This is a genomic window from Bradyrhizobium sp. STM 3557, from assembly GCF_045571465.1.
Lineage (GTDB): Bacteria > Pseudomonadota > Alphaproteobacteria > Rhizobiales > Xanthobacteraceae > Bradyrhizobium.
On the sequence record NZ_CP120697.1, the window covers coordinates 1,923,229 to 1,944,772 of the forward strand.

Sequence of the window (21,544 nt, forward strand, 5' to 3'; positions counted from 1 at the left end):
TCCCAATTCCCTACGATCCAGGGCTTGGCGCCTTGTTGATGGGGACGAGCCTATCATGCCGCAGGAAGCGATGGACAGAGCCTCGGGTCGTTCAGGCCGCGCGCACAGTTTCGAGAAATTTGCCGACTTCGAGCTTCAGCCGGTTGCTTTCCTGCGACAGCGATTGCGCCGCCGAGAGCACCTGGGCGGAAGCCGAGCCGGTCTCCGTCGCGCCACGCTGCACGTCCGTGATGTTGGCGGAGACGCTGCGGGTGCCTTGCGCGGTGTGCTGGACATTACGCGAGATATCCTGCGTTGCCGCGCCCTGTTGCTCGACGGCCGCGGCAATCGTCGACGAGATGTCCGACAGCCGCTCGATGGTGTGAGAGATCTCCTTGATGACGTCCACCGATTCGGCGGTCGCGGCCTGGATGCCGGAGATCTGCTGGCCGATCTCGCCGGTCGCCTTCGCCGTCTGTTCGGCCAGCGCCTTGACCTCGGAAGCGACCACCGCAAAGCCGCGGCCGGCCTCGCCGGCGCGCGCGGCCTCGATGGTCGCGTTCAGCGCCAGCAAGTTGGTCTGGCCCGCGATGGTGTTGATCAGTTCGACGACGTCGCCGATCCGGTTCGCGGCCTTGGACAACTCGCTGACACGCTCGTTGGTGCGACGCGCCTGATCGACGGCCTCGCTGGCGATGCGCGCGGATTCCTGCACCTGCCGGCCGATCTCGGTGACGGAGACGGACAATTGCTCGGTCGCGGAGGCTACCGATTGCACGCTGGCAGCCGCTTCCTCGGAGGCCGAGGCTACGCGCGTGGCGAGCGACTGGCCGCGCTCGGCCGTCGATGTCAGCGTCGATGCGGACGCCTCGAGTTCGGTCGATGCCGACGACACCGTTTCGATGATCTCGCCGACCGCGACCTCGAACCCGGCGGCCAGCCGGTTCATGTCGTCCTTGCGCTGCGCCCGCTGGCGCTGCTCGATCGCTGCCTGCTCGCTGCGCATCCGCTCGGCCTCGATCATATTGGTCTTGAACACGTCGACGGCGCTAGCCATTTCGCCGATCTCGTCGCGGCGGCCCATGCCCGGGACATTGACGGCGGCATCGCCCTTGGCGAGCCGCGTCATCGCGCTCACCATGGCACGGATCGCCTGCGAAATGCCGTGGCCAATCAAGAACGACACGGCACCGACGACAACAAGCGCCAGGATGAGCGTGACCAGCATCCACTGCTTCACCGGAGCGGCGGTCTCGGTCTCCGCAGCTTGCGCGAGGCGGTAGCGCTCGGCGACATCCCTGCCGATCTCGGTGATGACGGGCTCGATCTCGGCATATTGCTTCGACATTGCTGCGCTGTGGCGTGCCGTATCCTGCGCGCCTTCGACCCAGGCGCCGAAATCCGCCTGGTATTTCGCGAGCTTCTGGGCGATGTCGGCCTTGATGGCCGGCGCGAGTTCGGCAACTGCCGCTGCCTTCGCGAACTCCGTCGCGCTCTTTGTCAGTTCACCGACATATTTCGCATCACGCCGCAGCATGAAATCCTTCTCGTGCCGGCGCATCATCAGCATGCCGCTGGTCAATCGGGGATCGTCGATATCTTTCAGCTTGGCCTCGATGTCGTGCACCGCACCGCGCAGCGAGCCGGAGAGGCCGAGCGTCTCGTTCAGCCCGAGACGGACCTCCGCCTGCTCCACGGCTGCGAATTCCTTATTGTAGTTCTCGAAGCCCTTGGCGACGGTATCGACCTTGTCAGCCAGCGCTGCAAAGCCGCCGGCGCGCGTTGCGCTGCGCAGCTCGGCGAGCTCGCGGCCAATCTCGGCGCTGATCTCAGCATGATGTTTGGCGTAGGCCAGATCACGGCGCAGCTGAAAGTCCTTCTCGGCCCGTCGCGCGTCGAGCATGTCGTTCGCGAGCTTGTGGTTGAGATCGGCGATCGCGCGGGCATTCGTCGCTGCAGTGCGCGAAGCATCCTGCGAGGCACGGCCGACGAGATAGATGGCGCCGAACGCAATGAGGCTCGACAGGCCGATCAAGGCGATGGCCATGACCTTGTGGGTCAGGCGAAAGGAGAACCCAATCATATCACGTCCGTGCCTGCGGGTGATCGCACCAAGGGGGCGGCCGTCTTCAATGCGGCAAGCCTAAGCAGCGTTCGGTCAAGGGCTCGTTAAGGCAATGCATCCCGGCGTGCGCAGACGCGCCCGGGGAAATACGGGATTCCGTTGTCGGCAGCGAAGGGGAAGGGGTTATCGAGACGCCGACTGGATTGGCCGCCGTCCGCGCTAATCCCGCAGCAGCTTCAGCGCGGCCTCGTGCACGCGCCGATCGCCAGCAGCGATGATGCGACCGCCGCTCTGGGCCGGACCGCCGTCCCAGTTGGTGACAATGCCGCCGGCGCCAGCGACGATCGGAATGAGGGCCGCGATGTCATAGGGCTTCAGCTCGGTCTCGATGACGAGGTCGAGATGACCTGCCGCCAGCATGCAATACGAGTAGCAGTCGCCGCCATAACGCGACAGCCGCACCTCGGATTCGACCCGGTTGAAGATGGCGCGGTCGGGGTCGTTCATCAGCCGCGGACTCGTCGTGTAGCAGATGGCCTCTTTCAGTGAACCGCAGCGCCGCACCGCGAGCCGCCGCTCACCATGGCTGTTCCGATAGTTGGCGACGCCGTTGTCGCCGGAAAAGCGCTCGCCGATGAAAGGCTGGTTCATCATCCCGAACACCGGCATGCCCTTGTGCAGCAGTGCGATCAGCGTGCCCCAGATCGGGAAGCCGGCGATGAAGGATTTGGTGCCGTCGATCGGGTCGAGCACCCAGACGTAATCGGCGTCCTCGCGCTCGTTGCCGAATTCCTCACCGACGATGCCGTGCTGCGGGAAGCTGGCCTTGATCAAGCGCCGCATCACCGCTTCGGCAGCACGATCGGCTTCCGTGACCGGATCGAACTCCTGGCGTTCGCTCTTGTTGTCGACCGAGAGCGAGGTCCGGAAGAAGGGCAGGATGGTTTCCCCGGCGGCAGTCGCCAGGCGGCCGATGAAGGCGGAGAAATCGATGACCGTCACAACACATCCTTCGTTGAGGAATCGAGGAACTCGCAAACCTATGCCTAGCTCAAATGCGGCGGTTCTGCATCGGAAGATGGAACGGGGCCGTTGGCATGTTGGTTACCGATCGCTGGCTGGCGGCATGGAACCTCGATCTGGCACGTGCGCTTCAACTTGCGTTCGGGCTGTTCACGAAAGCGATACCGAAACATCGATCAGCTTCACCTGGATTGGAATTCCCGATCAAGTCATTGGAATCCGATATAAAAAGCCCGCATGGGTCGACGTAGATGGGACCCGGCCTTGCGATTTTTGCATGGGAATCGGCAGAAAAACCCTTGCGCTTTGTGCAGCGCGAACGCATATTGTTGCGGTGCGGTAGCGCTTCGCGTTACCGCTGCCCTCCTTGGGCGTTTCCTCCCTAGACTTGGGCCGCTTGTTTTCACAAGCGGCCCTTTTTTTCGGGCACGGTTTCCGCGAGACAGGACGGGGTGCGTCGCGTCCGCTATTTCCCGAGCAGGCGCAGTCGGCCAGCGATCGCGGGCGGAGCTCCTTATTCTGCAGCAGCCTGGAACGGGCCGAGATCACCCAGCGGGACATTTGCCAGCGCCTCGGCCAGCACCGTGAAGTCGGACGCGATCTCGGCGAGGCGCGGCCCGCGCTCGCGGCGTCGCTCGTCCATGTAGATGGCGCGATTGAGCTCGAGCTGGATCGCATGCAGCCCGCTAGCCGGGTTGCCGTAGTGCTCGGTGATGAAGCCGCCGGCATAGGGCTTGTTGCGGCCGATCGAGTGGCCGAGGCCGCTCATCACCTTCTCGACCAGGTCAGCCAGCAACGGCGCGCAACTCGTGCCGTAGCGGTCGCCGATCACGATGTCGGGCCGCCGCGGCTCGTCGCGGGAGACACCGACCGACGGCATCGAATGGCAGTCGACGATGACAGCCGTGCCGAAATGCTGGTGAACGCGGTTGATCAGCCGCCGCAGGGCCCGATGATAGGGCTTGTACAGCATCTCGATGCGTTGCAGCGCCTCCTCCACGCTGAGGCGGTCGCGATAGATCTCCTGGCCGTCGCCGACGACGCGCGGAATAGTGCCGAGCCCCCCGGCCACGCGCATCGAGCGGGTGTTGGCGAAGCTCGGCAGGCGGCCGGCGAACATCCGCGGATCGAGCTCATAGGGCTCGCGGTTCACGTCGACATAGCAGCGCGGAAAATTGACCCGCACCACCGGAAAGCCGCGGTTGGACAGATCCGCGATCAACTCGTCCATGAACGAGTCTTCGGAGCGGCGCAGCGTCGCCAGATCGATCCGCGAAGCGTTCAAAAAGCTCTTCGGATAGACCGACCCTGAATGAGGCGAGTTGAAGATGATGGGCGCGCGCCACTGGGCCGGCTCCACGATCTCGAACGGCGGCAATTCGCCATCAAACTCGGTCATGGTCGGGCGCCGTTCCCTCTGGCTGAGTCCGCAGGTCTTGCCGGGTTGTCGCGGCCATCCAAGGCTCTGGCGACGTGGACTCTTGATTTGACGCCGCATTGTCGGCAATCCCGGCCGCTCTGCCAAGCAAAAAGCAAGGAAAAAGTTCACGACTTCCATGGAACATATCTTAGATTGAGCGAGGACGCGCCCGCGTTGACGGAAGGCGCAGTCCGGCCCTGAAATTGCCTTGCAGATGTCCGATGGGGTGAAGCACTCTTTCACCCCAAATTTACCGTCCGTCAGGCTTAGTGACGGCAGCCGCCCCTCATCTCCTCGGGATTCAAGCGACCCCTCGCCATGCACAAGATCCTCCTCGCCGAAGACGATAACGACATGCGCCGCTTCCTGGTCAAGGCGTTGGAAAATGCCGGTTTCCAGGTGTCGCACCATGATAACGGGATGTCGGCCTATCAACGGTTGCGCGAGGAGCCGTTCGAGATGCTGCTGACCGATATCGTGATGCCGGAGATGGACGGCATCGAGCTCGCCCGCCGGGCCTCCGAGCTCGATCCCGACATCAAGATCATGTTCATCACCGGATTCGCCGCTGTTGCGCTGAATTCCGATTCGGAGGCGCCGAAGAACGCCAAGGTGCTGTCCAAGCCGGTGCACCTGCGCGAGCTGGTCAGCGAGGTCAACAAGATGCTGGCCGCCTGAAACCAGCCGCCGCGGAGGCGAATTTATCCGGGTTTCAGTGGCTTTGCGTCCTTGCCTGTCCGCGTGGGAGCCGATATAGGGACCCCACCCGAACATGACGATTTGGTTTTTGGGCACGTAGCTCAGCGGGAGAGCACTACCTTGACATGGTAGGGGTCACAGGTTCGATCCCTGTCGTGCCCACCATCGGCCAGGCCGATGATCCTGAACGGGTTTACCCTGTTCAGCCCGATCCTCCGAAAGCAGTCGGCATCTTTGCTGGTCCCAGTCTGGCGCCACGTCGCGCGAGATGCTCATGGCACGATCCGCAAGCATGATGAGTTGATGGCGCGCGTTCGGCGCGACGGGATTGGCCTCCAGTCAAGCCGATCGCTAAACTTACTTTTGTTGAGTCAATCCGCGAGCGTCGATCATGACGATCTGCGCAGAGCAAGGATGCAGCCTTCGGAGCAATCTCGGCTCGTTCCGGCAGGGCGGACCTGACGAGGAGGCGGCGCATCTGATGGCGTTATCGCTATCTGGTGAGCCGCACTCCTGCCGGGACACGACCGCTTTCGCGATCAGGAGCTACTGACCGGACTGGCTACTCCAAGCCCACCTGTGCCTTTGACTGCAACGTATTCTCCTTGAACGTGGCCGTAACGACCGACAGGTCTGTATTGCCATCCCAGGTGTAGGTGGAGAAAGTGCCAAATCCCGAGATGCGGGTCCCGGATGCCTGCCGGCCCTGGCAACCAAACAGTTGATTCACCTGTCGCAGCTGCATGCCGAACTGCACCTTGCTGAACTGCTCCAGGCTCACCTTGCATTCGCTGGACAGGCGCTCGTCGGCTTCCTTGGCGGCCTGCTCGCGGACGGCCTGCTCTCGAGAAGCATCAGCTATCCGTGTCTTCTCCGTGGCGCTCTTCGCTGCCGCGTTCTCGGCGTCAATTTTGCTTCTGATCTCTGCCAGCCGGCGCTCCGCCGCTTCGCGTGCCATGCGAGCCTCTTCCGCCCTGTTTCACCGCTTCAGCAATCCTTAGCTCTTCTATTTCGGCACGTCGGGCTGCTTCCGCCGCGGCAGCTCGGTCGCGCGCGGTCTGGTCCGCCAATTCCTGCTGCCTGAGCCGTGCCGCATCTTCTGCCATTTTTTGCTTCCGTATGGCCAATGCCGCTTCTTGTGCCTGCCGGGCAGCCTCCTGCCGCTGCTGAACCCCAAGCCGCTCGCGGACGCCCAACACGATGTCACGCAGATCGCGCTCATATCCCCGGGCAAGATTCATCGTGGCTTGATCAGGCCCGGTCGGGCAATTGGACCCGCCTGGCGCGCAGCGCCTGGACCGCGCGTCGATCTGCGCTTCGCACTTGATATAAAGATCGACCGCATCGGCGATGTCCTGATCGCTCCACTCGCTTGCCGCCTTCCCGAACACGTCGGGATCTCGTCCCTTTTCCGCGCCTCGGCGGACATCGATCGAGATAGTGGTGAGCCGATTGAACGCGAGTCGGTGTGACCCGCATCCGCCGTTGGCATCAAAGTAGTTCTGAAGCCAAGGCGCTTCGGCCGCAGGTGCCATAGCTGTGGTGAGTACAAGTATCATCAAAGCTGCAACGGGGTGCAGCCAGTCGCAGGTGACATCAATTCCCCCAAAATGTTAGTGGTGCCGTGAATACGGCTACTGCCAGAAATGGCAATAGAACTCTTGATGAGTTCATTTGACGCAGATAGTTTCAAGGACGGAACCTGTGTGATTTATTGCTACCACTTGCGGCGTCTGTCGCACGGGCCGCGGTGGGCGACAGCGAAGCTGGCGGCAAATTTCGCAGAACGGCCCGAGTGGTCGAAGGAGAGCGCTTCGGTCGGCTCATTCCTATGGTTGAGTTGGCCTTGGCCCGAATCCGGCTGCCCGATCGACGTGAGCGCTCTGGATTTGTGGACTTGAGGCGAGGGCTCTTGCTGTGGCGGAGCGACTGCACGGTCTCCATCATTCGATCAGCTAAGGACGAGAAAGCAAATGACAGGGAAGCGCGTCGTATTCACCGGGGGCACCGGCAAGGCCGGCAGGCATGTCCTGCCGTATCTCAAGAGCAAGGGCTACGAGCTGCTAAACGTCGACCTCAAGCCGTTCGATCATCCCGGCATTGGTACCCTGATTGCCGATTTGACGCATAGCGGCCAAGCGTTCAACGCGCTGACCACGCATTTTGGCTTCGAAGGGTTTGGGGCCGGCATGCCAGCGATAGCTCCGGATGCTGTCGTGCATTTTGCGGCGATCCCGCGCGTCCTGATCGAGCCAGATAACGAGACATTTCGTGTCAACACCATCAGCACCTATAACGTCATCGAAGCCGCAGCCAAGCTTGGCGTCCGCAAGATCGTGATCGCCTCCAGCGAGACCACATACGGCGTCTGCTTTGCCGAGGGCGACAAGGACTTCAAGAGCTTCCCACTCGAGGAGGACTACGACACCGACCCGATGGACTCCTACGGATTGTCCAAGGTCGTGAACGAAAAGACCGCGCGCGCCTTTGCCATGCGCTATGGCATCGATGTCTATGCGCTGCGCATCGGCAATGTCATCGAGCCGCATGAATACGACATGTTCCCCGGTTTCATCGCCAATCTTCCGTCGCGAAAACGCAATGCCTGGTCCTATATCGACGCCCGCGACCTCGGGGAGATCGTGCATCTGGCGATCCAAAAGGATGGGCTCGGCTTCCAGGTGTTCAACGCCGTCAATGACACCATCACCGCCGACATTCCGACGCGCGAGGTGCTGAGCCGCTATTGTCCCAACGTCCCGGTGACCCGCGAACTCGGCGACAACGAGGCGCCGCTCTCGAACCGCAAGGCGCGCGAGGTGCTGGGATTCAGGGAAGCGCACAATTGGCGGAAATACGTCAAGGCCGGGTAGCGGCTGCGAGCGTTTCATCGCCGCACCAACCCTCGGCTATTCGGCGCCGAAGCGGCCGCTCGCGACACCATGCCCATCCGATCCGCTTAGGCATCGCTCTTCGTTATCGGAGAACGTTTCTGAAGCTCCGAAGGGAGAAGAAGAACAGGATCGCGCCGATCACCAGCAGGGCGGCGAACTGAGGCCAGACCACGGCGAGCCCGGCGCCGCGGAACAGCACGGCCTGCGCAAGAATGACGAAATGAGTGTTCGGCGCCGCGAGCATGATGTCCTGGATGATCTGGGGCATGCTCTCCCTTGGAGTGATGGCGCCCGAGAGCATCTGGAGAGGCATCAGGACGAGCATCAGCAGGAGGCCGAACTGCGGCATGCTCCCGCCGCGGTGGCAAGGAAGATGCCCGTGCTGGTCATGGCGAAGAGATTGAGCGCCGTCCCGAAGAGGCGGCCGAAGAAATCGACATTCTCCAACACAGACAGCGTCGGATAAAGATTCTTGCCGAGGCCCTGGGGGCATATAGGCGATCTTCGGACACGTCAGACGGCGATGCGCGGCATCCGCCAAATCACCGCCGAGCACATGGACGCGCCCGTCTTGAACGGCGCGGGCGCCGGCAATGAGAGAGAGCAGGCTGGACTTGCCAACACCGTCGGGGCCGAGCAATCCCACCATGCGTGCGCCGTGGATGTCGAGCGTAATGGCATCGAGTGCGCGCGTGCTGCCGTAGGACAGCTCGACGGCATCCCAGGCGCGCCACCGGGGTGGGATTGCGCGAGGCATCTCCGATGTGTGACCGGTTCATTCGACCAATCATTCGGTCAGAAACGCGGGCCACTCGGCATTCTGGGCCTTGGCCTGCCGCAGTTGCGCCTCCAGCTGAGTCGCGTCCATGCGCGCCAAGACCTGACCCGCCGTGACGAAATCGCCCTCCCTGACCAGGATGTCCTGGATGCGTCCAGGCGTCTTGCTCGCGATGTCGATTTCAGTTGCCTCGATGCGGCCGTTATCGCTGGCAATTCCTGGTGGGAGATTGTCGCTGCCGAGCTTCTGCCAGAGGAAGTACCCGCCTGCCGCAAGAACCAGTACGAGGAGCGCGGTCAGCCAGCGTTTTCGACTGGTTGTCATCGGTTCGACCCGGCCAAGGCACGTCCGTGATGTTGAGTCCGACTGGCAAAAGCGGCATCGGATGAAACCCTGGGTAAAATGGGAGGAATCTTCTGATTCTATTCCGATCTACCAGACGGCCCTTGATATCGACGCGAAACCGTAGTTTGCGCGCATGGACGTCGGCTGACGCGATCTCAGGATGGGCGGCGCCTGATCGCGGCCAGGCACAGCGCCAGCACGATCGTTCCGACGATGAAGACAGCGGCCGCAGCAACGATGGCCGGGCTGGTGTTCTCCCGAATCGTGGAGAACATCTGTCGCGCCAGCGTTCGCTGATTTGGCCCGGCCACGAACAATGTCAGCACGACCTCGTCGAGCGAGGTTGCAAACGCGAACAGCGCGCCCGAGACGATGCCGGGCAGCGCGATCGGTAGTGTTACCCAGAACAGCACCGTGCGCGGCGATGCGCCCAGGCTCGCCGCCGCATGCTCCAGCCGTGTATCGACGCCCTGCAGGGCCGTGGACACGTTGACCAGCACGAACGGGACCGCCACGACCGTGTGCGCGATGATGACGCCGAGATAAGTGTTGACCAGCTCATAGCGCGCAAACAGCAGCTGCATGCCGACACCGAGCACGACGGCCGGAACGACCATGGGCAGCAGGAACAGCGTCCGCATCGAAGAGAACAGCAAGGAGGTCCGCGTTTTGCGCAGGCCAAGGCCGGCGAGGGTACCAAGCGCCGTCGCCAGCGCGGTGGTGCCGCTACCGATGATCAGGCTGTTAACGATCGACCGCCGCCAGGACTCGGCCTCGATCAGTTCGCGGAACCAGCGGGTGGAATAGCCCGGGATTGGATAATTGATGAAGACGCTGTCGGTGAATGAGAGCGGCAGCACCGCAACCAGCGGGCCGAGCAGGAATACCACGACAAGGCTGGCGAACAGGAACTTCGTGGCAGCGAGCGCCTTCATGCCGGCTGTTCCTCTTCCGAAGCCAGCCTGATGTAGACGGCATAGAGCAGGATGGTCATAGCCAGCAGCACCAGGCCGAGCGCGCCCGCCATGCTCCAATTGGCCGCCGCCGTGGCGTAATAGGCGATGACGGAGGAGATCATCTGGTCATTGGCGCCGCCGATCAGGGCCGGCGTGATGTAGTAGCCGAGCGCGGCCATGAAGACGAGCAGGCTGCCCGAGGTGACGCCGCGCATGGAGAGGGGCAGCAGCACGTGAAGGAAGGCCCGCAGCGGATGCGCACCCAGCGACGCCGCGGCCGGCATCAGGTTTCTTGGAATCGCGATCAGCACGCTGAAGATCGGCAGCACCATGAAGGGCAACAGCACATGCGTCATGGCAATGACGACGCCGAGGCGGTTGAACATCAGCGGAATCGGACTGGAGATGATCCCCAGGCCCTTCAGCGTTGCGTTAATCAGGCCGTTGTCCTGCAGCACGATATACCAGGCCGCGGTGCGGACCAGCAGTGAGGTCCAGAGCGGCAGCAGCACTGCGCCGAGCAATAACTGACGCCGCCAGCCCTGCACCGATGCGGCAATCATCGCAAAGGGCAGCCCGATCGCGATGCAGGCGATGGTGACGGTCGCCGCGGTCACGAAGGTGCGGATCAGGATCAGGCGATTGGCCGAAGCGCCCTCCGGCATTACGGCAATATCACCGGCCGCATTGCGCTCGAGATCGACGGCGGCAAGCAGGTTCTTGTCGGTCCAGCTCGATGCCACGGCATCCGATATCGTCGTCCAGTAGGAGACCTCACTCCAGCGTGGATCGATCGCCGCCAGATCGACATCGCCATTGGAGGTGCCGAGCGCGCGGCGGGTCTTGCCGAGCAGGCTGCGGAAACCTGATTGGGCGCTGTTGAGCCGCCGTACCAGATCACCGAATTGCTCGTCATTGCTGAGCGCGCGGATATCCGCAACGAAGGCCGCCTGCTGCGTTGCGGCCGGGAGGGCGGCGCGGTCCCAGCGCGCCAGCGCGCGCGCCGTGCGCGGCAGCGCGTTGGTCGCCACTGGATCCGATACCGCTGAGGTCATCATGGTGACGAGCGGCATCACGAAGAAACAGATCATGAAGGCCAGCAGCGGCGCCAGCAGCAGCAGCGATCTCAGGCGTTGGACGACGTTTGGCCGGCGCATGATCCCACCACCCACACGTCCGACGGCGCAAAGGAGATCGCGACCTCGTCGCCGACCTGGCCGAAGTGCCGCGCGCGCTCGCTCTTGATGATCAGGCGCTGCGCGCCGACCGCGGCAATCAGCCGGATATGGTCGCCAAAATAGACCGCGTCGACGATGCGGCCTGTCAGGCCGTTCGTCGCGATCGCCGGCTCGTTGATCCTGATTGCCTCCGGCCGGATCGAGATCTGGACGCGGCCGTCATCGATGCCGTCGGAGCCGGCCTGCGCAGACAATGTCAGGCCGGACTCCGACGTCAGTCGGAGCGTGTCTCCCGATCGCTCGGAGATCATGCACGGCAGCAGGTTGGTCTCGCCGATGAACTCCGCGACGAACGACGTCCGCGGCAGGTCGTAGATCTCCCTCGGCGTGCCGATCTGTTCGATCTTGCCATGGTTGATGACGGCGATCCGGTCCGACATCGTCAAGGCCTCGTCCTGGTCATGGGTGACGAACACGATGGTGAGGCCGAGCCGGCGATGCAGGTCGCGGATGTCGAGCTGCATCTGCTCGCGCAACTTCTTGTCAAGCGCACCGAGCGGCTCATCCATCAGGATGACCTGCGGCTCGAACACCAGAGCTCGCGCCAGCGCCACGCGCTGCTGCTGACCGCCCGAGAGCTGCGCGGGCCTCCGATCCGCCATCGCGCCGAGCTTGACCATATCGAGCACGCGCGCGACGCGCTCTGCGATCTCGCCTTTCGCCGTGCCGCGCATCTTCAAGGGAAAGGCGATGTTGTCCCGCACGCTCATGTGCGGAAACAGCGCATAGCTCTGGAACACCACGCCCATGTTGCGCTTGTAGGGCGGCAGCTCGTCGACGCGCCGGCCGTCGACATGGATGGTGCCGCTGGTCGGCTGCTCGAAACCGGCAAGCATCATCAGAAGCGTGGTCTTTCCGGAGCCGGACGGACCCAGCAGGCTGACGAATTCGCCGCGTGCGATGTCAAGATCGAGATGATTGACGACCGTCAGGGCGGCAAAGCGCTTGGTGACCTCTTTGAACGAGATGAACGATATCAACGTGCGAGCCAGGCATTGAAACGCTTGGAGAGCTCTTCCGAATTGTCGGTCCAGAAGCTGACATCCAGCGGGATCGCCTGCTTGAGGTTGTCAGGCGTGGTCGGCAGCTCCGCCGCGTATTTTTCCGGCACGAGCTTCGCCGCGGCGATGTTCGGCAGGCCATAGGCGATGTATTCGGGAAGCTTCGCCTGGTTCTCGGTCTGGCTGGCGAAGGCGATGAAGTTCATCGCGGCATCCTTGTTCGGCGAGTTCTTCAGGATGACCCAGCTATCGACCGCGTAGATGCTGTTTGGAAACACGAAACCGAAATGCTTGCCTTCGGAGCGGTTGATCCCGCTGATGCGGCCATTATAGGCCGACGTCATCACGACCTGTCCCGATGACAGCAGCTGCAGCGGCTGCGCGCCAGCCTCCCACCAGACGATGTCACCCTTGAGCGCGTCCAGCTTCTTGAAGGCGCGATCCACGCCCTCCGGCGTCTTCAGCACCTTGTAGACATCCGTCGCGGGGACGCCGTCGGCCATCAGCGCGAATTCGAGCGTATATTTGGCGCCTTTGCGCAGGGATCGCTTGCCCGGGAATTTCGTGGTGTCCCAGAAGTCAGCCCAGGATTTCGGCCCATCCTTGAGCTTGTCGCCGTCATAGGCGATGCCGGTCGACCAGACGATCGCACCGACGCCGCAGTCGCTGACCCCGGCCGGAATGAAGGCGTCCTTGCCTCCCATCTTCTGCCAGTCGATCTTCTCATAGATGCCATCGCTGCAGCCGAGCTCGAGCTCCTCGGCCTCGACCTGCACCGCATCCCAGTTCGGGGTGCCGGCCTTGACCTTCGCCTGCAGCACGCCGTAACCGCCGTCCCAGCTTTCGTCGAGCACGGGAGCGCCGAGCTTGGCGGCAAACGGCTGGAAGTAGATCTTCCGCTGGGCGTCCTGGTAGTTGCCGCCCCAGGAGACGACAGTCAGATCGCGTGCATGAGAGGGCAGCACCGCGCTCATCAATGCGGCCGCAGTCACCAGCGCCGCCTGCAAGACCTTCATCGATGCCCCCTCCGCGATAACCCCACTGACCCAAATCATCGCTCGCGAGCACCGGAAGTCAAGGCTAACGTTGTTCGTGCGGGCAGTCCGCCGGGAGCGCACGACGGTCAGCGCGCGCGGGCCGGGTGCTTTCGGCCGCGCCTCCTTCGGGCATTTCTGTGGCAGCATCGGTGGTTGGCAGGGCGGTATTGCGCGGCTTGGGCAATCGGGGCCTCGTCGCATCATACCGGCCGATGCGCTCGAACAGCTGCGCGTCCTTCATGAGGCGGGCAGCGACAAAATGATTCAACAGTTCCATTGTCTTGGTCCTTCAATGAAAATGACCCGGCGGCCGGGTGCGGGTCCGGCCACCGGGTCTGCACGGCGATCCCTGAGTTGGCGTCCTCCGGTTCGTCGATGCATTCCGTCCAATCAAGTCACAGTGTTCGTCACTCCGCAGCCTGTGCGACGTGGCTCTCCGCGTGACCGACCGTGCTCTCGCCATGATGCGTCAGCGGCTTCATGCCGGTGATGGTCCGCAGCAGCACGTAGAACACCGGCGTCAGGAACAGGCCGAACACGGTGACGCCGATCATGCCGGAGAACACCGCGACGCCCATCGCCCGCCGCATCTCCGAGCCGGCGCCGGTCGAGAGCACCAGCGGCAGCACGCCCATGATGAACGCCATCGACGTCATCAGGATCGGCCGCAACCGCAGCCGGCTCGCCTCGATCGCAGCCTGGATCGGCTTGCGACCGGCGAATTCGAGCTCGCGCGCGAATTCGACAATCAGGATCGCGTTCTTTGCCGAGAGGCCGACGAGAACGATGAGCCCGATCTGGGTGAAGATGTTGTTGTCGCCCTTGGACAGGTAGACGCCGAACATCGCAGCCAGCAGCGCCATCGGCACGATCAGGAGGATCGACAGCGGCAGGGTCAGGCTTTCGTACAGCGCGGCCAGCACCAGAAACACCAGCAAGATCGCGAGCGGAAACACCCAGATGCCGGAATTGCCGGCGATGAACTCCTGATAGGTCAGGTCGGTCCATTCGAAGGCAAAGCCCGGCGGCAGCGTTTCGGCGGCGACGCGCGTGGCGGCCGCCTGCGCCTGGCCAGAGGAATAGCCCGGCGCCGGTGCGGCATTGACGTCGGAGGACAGGAAGCCGTTGTAGCGGATGGCGCGCTCCGGTCCTGCGCTCTGGCGGATCTTGAGCAGCGCCGATAACGGCACCATGTCGCCGGAGGCCGCGCGCACCTTCAGCTGGCGGATGTCGTCGGCGCGGGCGCGGAACGGCGCATCGGCCTGCACACGGACCGAATAGGTGCGGCCGAATTTGTTGAAGTCGTTCACGTAGTAGGAGCCGAGATAGATCTGCAGCGTGTTGAAGACCTCCGTCACGGGCACGCCTAACTGCAGCGCCTTGGTCCGATCGATATCGGCGAAGATCTGCGGCACGTTGACCTGGAAGCTCGAGAACAGGCCGGCGATCTCCGGCTGCTTCGACAGGCCCGCCATGAACGCCTTGGTCGCATCGTTCAGCGCCTCGTAGCCGAGGCCGGCACGATCCTCGATCTGCAGCTTGAAGCCGCCGATGGTGCCGAGGCCGTTGACCGGCGGCGGCGGGAACATGGCGATGAAGGCATCTTGGATGCCGGCATACTTCTTGTTCAGCTCCATCGCGATGGCGCCGCCGGACAGCTGCGGCTCCTTGCGCTCGTCGAACGGCTTCAAGGTCGAGAACACGATGCCGGCGTTGGAGGAGTTGGTGAAGCCGGAGATGGAGAGGCCCGGAAATTGCACTGAGCTCTCGACACCGGACTGCGTCAGCGCGATGTCGCCCATCTTGCGGATCACTTCCTCGGTCCGGTCGAGCGAGGCCGCATCCGGCAGCCGCGCGAAGCCGACCAGATATTGCTTGTCCTGCGCGGGCACGAAGCCGCCTGGCACCTGCTTGAACAGCACTGCGGTGGCCGCGATCATGAGCAAATAGAGTCCGAGCACGGCGACCTTGCCGGTGATGACCTTGCCGACGCTGCCGCTGTAATTGTTCGAGGCCCGGACGAAGGCGCGGTTGAAGCCGCGGAAGAACCAGCCCAGCGCCTTGTCCATGATCAAAGTGAGCCGATCCTTCGGATCGTGATGGCCTTTCAGCAGCAGCGCCGACAGCGCCGGCGACAGGGTCAGCGAGTTGATCGCCGAGATCACCGTGGAGATCGCGATGGTCAGCGCGAACTGCTTGTAGAACTGGCCGGTGAGGCCGGAGATGAAGGCGAGCGGCACGAACACCGCGATCAAGACCAACGCGATCGCAATGATCGGGCCCGACACCTCGCGCATCGCCTGATAAGTGGCGTCGCGCGGCGAAAGACCCGATTCGATGTTGCGCTCGACATTCTCGACCACGACGATGGCGTCGTCGACCACGATGCCGATCGCGAGCACCAGGCCGAACAGGCTGAGCGCGTTGATGGAGAAGCCGAACAGGTGCATCACCGCGAAGGTGCCGACGATCGAGACGGGGACGGCAAGCAGCGGAATGATCGAGGCGCGCCAGGTCTGCAGGAACAGGATCACGACCAGCACCACCAGCACGACGGCTTCCAGCAGCGTGTGCACGACGGCCTCGATCGAGGAGCGCACGAACTGCGTGGGGTCGTAGACGATCCGATAATCGACGCCCTCAGGCATGTTCTTCTTGATCTCGGCCATGGTGGCGCGGACATTGTCCGAGATTTGCAGCGCGTTGGAGCCCGGCGCCTGGAAGATCGGGATCGCCACCGCCTGCTTGTTGTCGAGCAGCGAGCGCAAGCCGTATTCCGAGGCGCCGAGCTCGATGCGGGCGACGTCGCGCAGCCGCACCACCTCGCCGCGGGCACCGGTCTTGACCACGATGTCGCCGAACTGCTCCTCGTTGGAAAGGCGGCCTTCGGCGTTGACCGAAAGCTGCAGATCGATGCCCTTCACATTCGGCGAGCCGCCGACCACGCCGGCCGCGGCTTCGACGTTCTGCGCCTGGATCGCCTTGACGATGTCGCTTGCGGTCAGGCCATGCTCGGCCGCCTTTTGCGGATCGACCCAGACCCGCATCGAATAGTCGCCCGCGCCGTAGAGCTGCACGTCGCCAACACCGTCGATGCGCGCCAGCCGGTCCTTGACGTTGAGCACCGCGTAGTTGCGCAGATAGGTCATGTCATAGCGACCGTTCGGCGACATCAGATGCACGACCATGGTGAGGTCGGGCGAGCTCTTCTTGGTGATGATGCCGAGCTGGCGCACCACGTTGGGCAGGCGCGGCTCGGCCTGCTGCACGCGGTTCTGCACCAGCTGCGTCGCCTTGTCCGGATCGGTGCCGAGACGGAACGTCACCGTCAGCGTCATCGCGCCGTCGGTGGTCGCCTGGCTGCTCATATAGAGCATGTCCTCGACGCCGTTGATCTGCTCCTCGATCGGGGTCGCAACGGTCTCGGCGATCACCTTCGGATTGGCGCCGGGATAGGTCGCGCGCACCACGACCGACGGCGGCACGACGTCGGGATATTCCGAGATCGGCATCGCAAACAGCGAGATCAGGCCGCCGAGGAAAATGAGGGTCGACAGCACGCCCGCGAAGATCGGCCTGTCGATGAAAAACTTGGAGAGATTCATGGCTCGTCTCGTGTGTAAACGTGTCTCTCGGAATCAGCGCCGGCCGGTGCCGACGGCAACTTGAATCGCAGTGGTTGCTGCGCCGGTGGTGCACCCTCTCCCCTTGTGGGAGAGGGTGGCGCCGTCAGGCGATGCGAGGCATCGCCGGAAGGCGCCGGGTGAGGGGTCTGCCTCCACATCCGAGCGAGCCGAGAGAGACCCCTCACCCGCCTTCGATGCTTCGCATCTCAGGCACCCTCTCCCACAAGGGGAGAGGGTGCACCGGACTCGCAGAACCGGCTTCCCTTCATCATGCTCGGCGCTCCGCCTGTCAGCGCTCCGCCAATTGCTTGCTGTTGGAAGAAGCCGCCACATCATCACGTGCGCCCATTGCGGCGACCTGCGTCTTCAAGAGAGCACCCGGACGCACGCGCTGCAGGCCGTTGACGACGACGCGGTCGCCGGCTTTGAGCCCCGAGGTCACGATGCGCAGGCCGTCGACATTGCCGCCAAGCGTGACCGCACGGTAGGCGGCGCGATCGTCGTCGCCGGCCACCATGACGAACTTCTTGTCCTGGTCGGTGCCGATGGCGCGCTCGTCGACGAGCACCAAGGTCTGCTGCTTCGGCTGGCCCATCCGCACGCGGGCGAACTGACCGGGGATCAGCCGGCCGTCGTCGTTCCGGAACACCGCGCGGACGCGGATGGTGCCGCTCTGGCCGTTGACCTGGTTGTCGATCAGCTGGATGTGGCCCTTGGCGGAGGTGCCGCCGGAGACGGTCATCTCGACCGGAATGCGATCGAGATTGCCGCGCTTGCCTGAAGCGTCCGCGATCGAGTTGAGCGCCTGCAGCACCACCTCTTCGTCGGCGTCGAAGCTCGCATAGATCGGGTTGACCGAGACCAGCGAGGTCAGGGCAGGGGATGCCGACCCAGCGGCGACGAGATTGCCGACCGTGACCTCGATCTTGCCGACGCGGCCGTCGACCGGCGCGCGCACTTCCGTGTAGTCCAGGTTGAGCTTGGCGGTCTGCAAGGTGGCTTCGGCCGCCTTGACGTTGGCGATCGCCTCGCGATTGCCGTTGTCGCGCTGATCGTAGTCGCGGCGGGTCACCACCGCATTGCCGACCAGCTGGGCGCCGCGCTCGAGCTCGCTCGCCGCAAAGGCGGCGCGCGCCTTGGCGGCTTCGAGCTGGGCCACGGCCTTGTCGACCTCGGCCGCGTAGGGCGCCGGATCGATCTTGAACAGGACATCGCCGGCCTTCACCAGCGCGCCTTCGGTGAAATTGGTGGCGAGGATGGCGCCGGCGACGCGGGGGCGGATCTCGACGCGGTCGACCGCCTCCAGCCGCCCGGAGAATTCGTCCCACAGGCTCGCCTGCCGCGGTTCGACCACTGCAACCGTCACGGCGACTGCCTGCTCGGGCGTTGCGGCTTGGGCCGCATTCGGGGAGGTATGTAAATAACGACTTCCGGCGACCGAGGCTCCGACGATGAGGATGCCGGCGATCACGAGGGTGCTGGCGACCTGCCGGAACCGGCCGGAATGAGGATTTTCGGGCGAAGGCATTAGCGCGCTCCATTAATGTAGTGCGCGCTACAGATGTAGCTCTGGTGTGCCTTCTGCAAGATACTTATGTAGCAGATATTATAAAAATGGTAGCCCAGCTGTGGGAAACTGATCCGGATCAGAGAAAGACGTCGGAAGAACAATAGGATAGCGATCCAGCCGCCGGCATCGGGCGGCCACCGGCGCGAGGGAGCGAAGCAGGAGTAGGAGCTATGGGTATGGGACGGCCGCGGACATTCGACTGCGACATCGCGCTGGATCAGGCGATGGAGGTGTTCTGGCGCCACGGTTATGAGGGCGCGACCATCGCGCAGCTCACCGAAGCGATGGGCATCAATCCGCCGAGCCTCTATGCCGCCTTCGGCAGCAAGGAAGGCCTGCTCAAGGCCGCGCTCGACCGCTACACGGAGCGGCGCGCTGCCTGGATGGACGAGGTGCTGAGCGCGCCCACCGCACGCGAGGTCGCCGAGCGGATGCTGATGGGCGTTGCCGACAAGCAGACCGATCCGGCCAATCCGCCCGGCTGCCTGCTGGTCCAGGGCGGCATTGCCTGCGGCACCGGCTCGGCCAGCGTGCCGTTCGAGCTTGCCGCGCGCAGGGCGCAGACCGAGGACCAGTTGCGCGACCGTTTCGTGCGCGCCCGTGACGAGGGCGACCTGAAGCCGTCGGTCGATCCGGCGGCGCTGGCGCGCTACGTCTCGGCGGTCTCCGTCGGCATGGGCGTGATGGCGTCGTCCGGCGCCGATCGCGATGCGCTGCGCGAGGTCGCCTCCGTTGCGATCAAGGCGATCGAGGAGCAGTCGGTGCGCGCGTAAGCCCTGCCGGGATCGACATGCAGTTCGAAAGCAGCGTCGGTTGCGAAGCTCGCTCAATGTCAGCCAGACCCGAGACACGACGTGGCGTTCTCGCGGCGCGTATCGCGTCCGAGTGTCCTTGCAGAGCGCCCTCGAAGACCGAGGGCGCAGGGAAGGCCGGATGCTGGCCGCACCCATGGCCCGCCTGCAGAAAGAGTAGCAGGCGGCAGTCACCACAGGTTCGACCGAAATCACCCGGCCTTCCCTGCGCGATGGTTTTAACGCTTATACGAGCTCTCCCCGGGGACCGGCTTTGTTGCCCCCGTCGCCCGCGCGCTCGTCAAAGCGCCGCGAGCTTGGCATCAGCACCGGGATGCCAGGACCACACGACTTCGCCGTCCGTGCTTGCGTCGGTCGTCCGCCGCCGCTCGCACGTCCATCGCAGCCCGCCTCTACGTATCGTGACGACGCGTACGTCCCTTTTCGATGAGGCAGGATGGCGATATCAAAGCACGATTTACGAAAAAAAGAAATAGATATATTTTGCGCGATGATCTTGACTGGTATTACCCGTTTGATGCGGCGGGCGAATTTCGACGTTCGTGGCAATCGCCGGCGCGCGAATCAACCACCAGCAAGTCCGCCTGTTTCAGGGTCACCAATCATCGCCAAGCTCTTCCATCCTCCGGTCGCGACGCACCCGCAAGCGGACCGGTCATCCTCACCTTGACCTTCCGCGTTGGGCCATTGCAGACCAGATCCGGTTGCGTAGACTGATCCCCCATGCGGCAGCACATCGGATATATCGCCCTTCTTGTTCGCGACTACGATGAAGCCATCTCGTACTTCACCGCAAAGCTGGGCTTTGATCTGGTTGAGGACACCGATCTCGGCAACGATAAAAGATGGGTTCTGATCGCTCCATCGGGCTCTCAAGAGACCCGCATCCTGCTGGCAAAGGCGACCACGGCGGATCAGACGCAACACATTGGTGATCAAGCTGGCGGGCGCGTGTTCCTGTTCTTGCACACGGACGATTTCTGGCGCGACTATGAAGCCTATCGCGCGAATGGCATGCTGTTTCAGGAAGAACCGCGCATGGAGCCCTATGGAATCGTTGCGGTGTTCGATGATCTTTATGGAAATCGCTGGGATCTGTTGCACCTGACGCGATAGGCTTGGCCCAGCCCGGTTCAGCGCCGCTCGTTTCGATCCGAACGAGGCCTGTCCTGGAGCACCGACCGCATGATGGCGGCGAACAGCAATGCCGCGACGGGCCAATGAAACCACATCCTGTGCAGGCCGGTGAAGGCATTGATCAGAAACAGAAAGGCCGAAACTGTGAGGGCTCCCGCGAGAGGACGAGGCAGGCGCGCGAAGTGATCCGAGATGGTGGTCATCCACGTGGATGGCTTGTAACTGTCGCGAACCGATTGAACGCCGGATTCCGAACCCGCGAAGGCCCTGGCCTTAAGAGGGGTGTCGTCAACCGGGACGCCAGGCCGGCTGCCGGCCCGGCCGCCCACGGTCACCCGGTAGCTTGTGACGGGAGCAACGTTCTTGAGCTGCTGCTGGCCGAGGCAGTCAAAGCCAACAGACAGCTTGTTGTGCACCTGATCGTAGACGGGGGCGGAGACCACGATGCCGCCGGGCTCGGCCAATTCCTGCAGCCGCGCGGCGATGTTGACGCCGTCGCCAAAGATGTCGGAGCCGTCCACCATGACATCACCCAGATTGATGCCGATGCGAAACCGCATCTGGTTCGCGTCAGGCGGGTTCGATGTCTGGCCCGAGACTTCCTGCTGAATCTCGACCGCACATTGCACGGCCTCGACGACGCTGGCGAACTCGGCGATCACGGCATCGCCCCAGGTATTCACGATGCGCCCCTCATGGCGCTCCACCAATCCAGCAACGGCCGTGCGGTAGCGGCGCAGTGTCTCCAGCGTTGCCGCTTCGTCTGCTGCCATAAGGCGAGAATAGCCGTACACGTCAGCGCACAGCACGGTCGTCAATCGCCGCTTCAACTTTTCGTCCGTCATCGAGCACATGGTAGCCTCACTGACTGCCAAATGCATCAGGCATCTTTTGGCGTCGTAGCGATTAAGAGCCGAGCTTGGTCCCGGGGCGTTGAAGGTCAGGACGACTTCGCTGTTCGGCT

The 21,544-nt window shown here is 63.3% G+C and carries 17 protein-coding genes, 1 tRNA gene and 3 pseudogenes; 5 read left to right on the forward strand and 16 right to left on the reverse strand.

Annotation, left to right across the window (positions count from 1 at the left end; all coding sequences use genetic code 11):
• Positions 1-91 precede the first annotated feature (91 nt).
• From P6U24_RS08715 to P6U24_RS08725, 3 genes are all read right to left on the reverse strand, one after another.
• Positions 92-2,062, reverse strand: coding sequence for a methyl-accepting chemotaxis protein (locus tag P6U24_RS08715; RefSeq protein ID WP_407158729.1), 1,971 nt, complete (start codon positions 2,060-2,062; stop codon positions 92-94).
• Positions 2,063-2,263: 201 nt separating this feature from the next.
• Positions 2,264-3,046: a histidinol-phosphatase gene (hisN, locus tag P6U24_RS08720; protein WP_407158730.1), complete on the reverse strand. Its 783-nt coding sequence runs from the start codon at positions 3,044-3,046 to the stop codon at positions 2,264-2,266.
• 535 nt (positions 3,047-3,581) lie between these two features.
• Positions 3,582-4,466: an N-formylglutamate amidohydrolase gene (locus P6U24_RS08725; protein WP_407158731.1), complete on the reverse strand. Its 885-nt coding sequence runs from the start codon at positions 4,464-4,466 to the stop codon at positions 3,582-3,584.
• A gap of 339 nt (positions 4,467-4,805) precedes the next feature.
• Here P6U24_RS08725 and cpdR point away from each other — a divergent pair, with 339 nt between their 5' ends.
• The gene (gene cpdR, locus P6U24_RS08730; protein ID WP_015669438.1) at positions 4,806-5,165 is read left to right on the forward strand and encodes a cell cycle two-component system response regulator CpdR; all 360 of its coding nucleotides are present in this window, start codon (positions 4,806-4,808) and stop codon (positions 5,163-5,165) included.
• 111 nt (positions 5,166-5,276) lie between these two features.
• Positions 5,277-5,351, forward strand: a tRNA-Val gene (locus P6U24_RS08735).
• 397 nt (positions 5,352-5,748) lie between these two features.
• Here P6U24_RS08735 and P6U24_RS08740 read toward each other — a convergent pair.
• A complete protein-coding gene (locus P6U24_RS08740) occupies positions 5,749-6,144 on the reverse strand; it encodes a hypothetical protein (protein WP_407158732.1) in 396 nt (131 codons plus the stop codon).
• Positions 6,092-6,745 carry a hypothetical protein gene (locus P6U24_RS08745; protein ID WP_407158733.1) on the reverse strand — a complete coding sequence of 218 codons (654 nt, stop codon included), beginning with the start codon at positions 6,743-6,745 and terminating at the stop codon, positions 6,092-6,094. Before P6U24_RS08745 ends, P6U24_RS08740 begins: the two co-directional genes overlap by 53 nt.
• Before the next feature lie 414 nt (positions 6,746-7,159).
• Between P6U24_RS08745 and P6U24_RS08750 the strand changes: the two genes are divergently transcribed.
• Positions 7,160-8,059, forward strand: coding sequence for an NAD-dependent epimerase/dehydratase family protein (locus P6U24_RS08750; protein WP_407158734.1), 900 nt, complete (start codon positions 7,160-7,162; stop codon positions 8,057-8,059).
• Positions 8,060-8,162: 103 nt separating this feature from the next.
• On the opposite strand, the pseudogene P6U24_RS08755 reads toward P6U24_RS08750, so the two are convergent.
• The 10 genes and pseudogenes from P6U24_RS08755 to P6U24_RS08800 form a co-directional block, all read right to left on the reverse strand.
• Positions 8,163-8,536 (reverse strand): annotated as a pseudogene (locus P6U24_RS08755) (ABC transporter permease); the annotation flags it as partial.
• A 94-nt stretch (positions 8,537-8,630) separates the two neighbouring features.
• Positions 8,631-8,837 (reverse strand): annotated as a pseudogene (locus P6U24_RS08760) (ATP-binding cassette domain-containing protein); the annotation flags it as partial.
• Positions 8,838-8,900: 63 nt separating this feature from the next.
• Positions 8,901-9,182 (reverse strand): annotated as a pseudogene (locus P6U24_RS08765) (biotin/lipoyl-binding protein); the annotation flags it as partial.
• 176 nt (positions 9,183-9,358) lie between these two features.
• The gene (locus P6U24_RS08770; protein WP_407158735.1) at positions 9,359-10,138 is read right to left on the reverse strand and encodes an ABC transporter permease; all 780 of its coding nucleotides are present in this window, start codon (positions 10,136-10,138) and stop codon (positions 9,359-9,361) included.
• Positions 10,135-11,250: an ABC transporter permease gene (locus P6U24_RS08775; RefSeq protein WP_407160400.1), complete on the reverse strand. Its 1,116-nt coding sequence runs from the start codon at positions 11,248-11,250 to the stop codon at positions 10,135-10,137. The genes P6U24_RS08770 and P6U24_RS08775 overlap by 4 nt, the downstream gene beginning before the upstream one ends.
• Before the next feature lie 35 nt (positions 11,251-11,285).
• Entirely contained in the window at positions 11,286-12,377 is a 1,092-nt protein-coding gene (locus P6U24_RS08780; RefSeq protein ID WP_407158736.1) for an ABC transporter ATP-binding protein, read from the reverse strand.
• Positions 12,374-13,414, reverse strand: a complete 1,041-nt coding sequence (locus P6U24_RS08785; protein ID WP_407158737.1) for an ABC transporter substrate-binding protein — start codon at positions 13,412-13,414, stop codon at positions 12,374-12,376. The genes P6U24_RS08780 and P6U24_RS08785 overlap by 4 nt, the downstream gene beginning before the upstream one ends.
• 64 nt (positions 13,415-13,478) lie before the next feature.
• Positions 13,479-13,712 carry a hypothetical protein gene (locus tag P6U24_RS08790; RefSeq protein ID WP_407158738.1) on the reverse strand — a complete coding sequence of 78 codons (234 nt, stop codon included), beginning with the start codon at positions 13,710-13,712 and terminating at the stop codon, positions 13,479-13,481.
• A 130-nt stretch (positions 13,713-13,842) separates the two neighbouring features.
• Positions 13,843-17,040: an efflux RND transporter permease subunit gene (locus P6U24_RS08795; protein ID WP_407158739.1), complete on the reverse strand. Its 3,198-nt coding sequence runs from the start codon at positions 17,038-17,040 to the stop codon at positions 13,843-13,845.
• Between the two features lie 310 nt (positions 17,041-17,350).
• A complete protein-coding gene (locus P6U24_RS08800; RefSeq protein ID WP_407158740.1) occupies positions 17,351-18,589 on the reverse strand; it encodes an efflux RND transporter periplasmic adaptor subunit in 1,239 nt (412 codons plus the stop codon).
• A 212-nt stretch (positions 18,590-18,801) separates the two neighbouring features.
• On the opposite strand from P6U24_RS08800, the gene P6U24_RS08805 reads away from it, so the two are divergent.
• On the forward strand, positions 18,802-19,404 hold the full coding sequence (locus P6U24_RS08805) for a TetR/AcrR family transcriptional regulator (RefSeq protein WP_407158741.1): 603 nt from the start codon (positions 18,802-18,804) through the stop codon (positions 19,402-19,404).
• 762 nt (positions 19,405-20,166) lie between these two features.
• Positions 20,167-20,559 carry a VOC family protein gene (locus tag P6U24_RS08810; protein WP_407158742.1) on the forward strand — a complete coding sequence of 131 codons (393 nt, stop codon included), beginning with the start codon at positions 20,167-20,169 and terminating at the stop codon, positions 20,557-20,559.
• Between the two features lie 17 nt (positions 20,560-20,576).
• Here the strand turns inward: P6U24_RS08810 and P6U24_RS08815 are convergent, their stop codons facing one another.
• Positions 20,577-21,425, reverse strand: a complete 849-nt coding sequence (locus tag P6U24_RS08815) for an adenylate/guanylate cyclase domain-containing protein (RefSeq protein WP_407160401.1) — start codon at positions 21,423-21,425, stop codon at positions 20,577-20,579.
• Positions 21,426-21,544: the final 119 nt, after the last annotated feature.

Bases quoted from the DNA above. Each gene is read 5' to 3' on its own strand.
- P6U24_RS08715 (WP_407158729.1), bottom strand. From the start codon at position 2,062: ATGATTGGGTTCTCCTTTCGCCTGACCCACAAGGTCATGGCCATCGCC.
- P6U24_RS08725 (WP_407158731.1), bottom strand. From the start codon at position 4,466: ATGACCGAGTTTGATGGCGAATTGCCGCCGTTCGAGATCGTGGAGCCG.
- cpdR (WP_015669438.1), top strand. From the start codon at position 4,806: ATGCACAAGATCCTCCTCGCCGAAGACGATAACGACATGCGCCGCTTC.
- P6U24_RS08740 (WP_407158732.1), bottom strand. From the start codon at position 6,144: ATGGCACGCGAAGCGGCGGAGCGCCGGCTGGCAGAGATCAGAAGCAAA.
- P6U24_RS08745 (WP_407158733.1), bottom strand. From the start codon at position 6,745: ATGATACTTGTACTCACCACAGCTATGGCACCTGCGGCCGAAGCGCCT.
- P6U24_RS08750 (WP_407158734.1), top strand. From the start codon at position 7,160: ATGACAGGGAAGCGCGTCGTATTCACCGGGGGCACCGGCAAGGCCGGC.
- P6U24_RS08770 (WP_407158735.1), bottom strand. From the start codon at position 10,138: ATGAAGGCGCTCGCTGCCACGAAGTTCCTGTTCGCCAGCCTTGTCGTG.
- P6U24_RS08775 (WP_407160400.1), bottom strand. From the start codon at position 11,250: ATGATCTGTTTCTTCGTGATGCCGCTCGTCACCATGATGACCTCAGCG.
- P6U24_RS08785 (WP_407158737.1), bottom strand. From the start codon at position 13,414: ATGAAGGTCTTGCAGGCGGCGCTGGTGACTGCGGCCGCATTGATGAGC.
- P6U24_RS08790 (WP_407158738.1), bottom strand. From the start codon at position 13,712: ATGGAACTGTTGAATCATTTTGTCGCTGCCCGCCTCATGAAGGACGCG.
- P6U24_RS08795 (WP_407158739.1), bottom strand. From the start codon at position 17,040: ATGAATCTCTCCAAGTTTTTCATCGACAGGCCGATCTTCGCGGGCGTG.
- P6U24_RS08800 (WP_407158740.1), bottom strand. From the start codon at position 18,589: ATGCCTTCGCCCGAAAATCCTCATTCCGGCCGGTTCCGGCAGGTCGCC.
- P6U24_RS08805 (WP_407158741.1), top strand. From the start codon at position 18,802: ATGGGTATGGGACGGCCGCGGACATTCGACTGCGACATCGCGCTGGAT.
- P6U24_RS08810 (WP_407158742.1), top strand. From the start codon at position 20,167: ATGCGGCAGCACATCGGATATATCGCCCTTCTTGTTCGCGACTACGAT.
- P6U24_RS08815 (WP_407160401.1), bottom strand. From the start codon at position 21,425: ATGACGGACGAAAAGTTGAAGCGGCGATTGACGACCGTGCTGTGCGCT.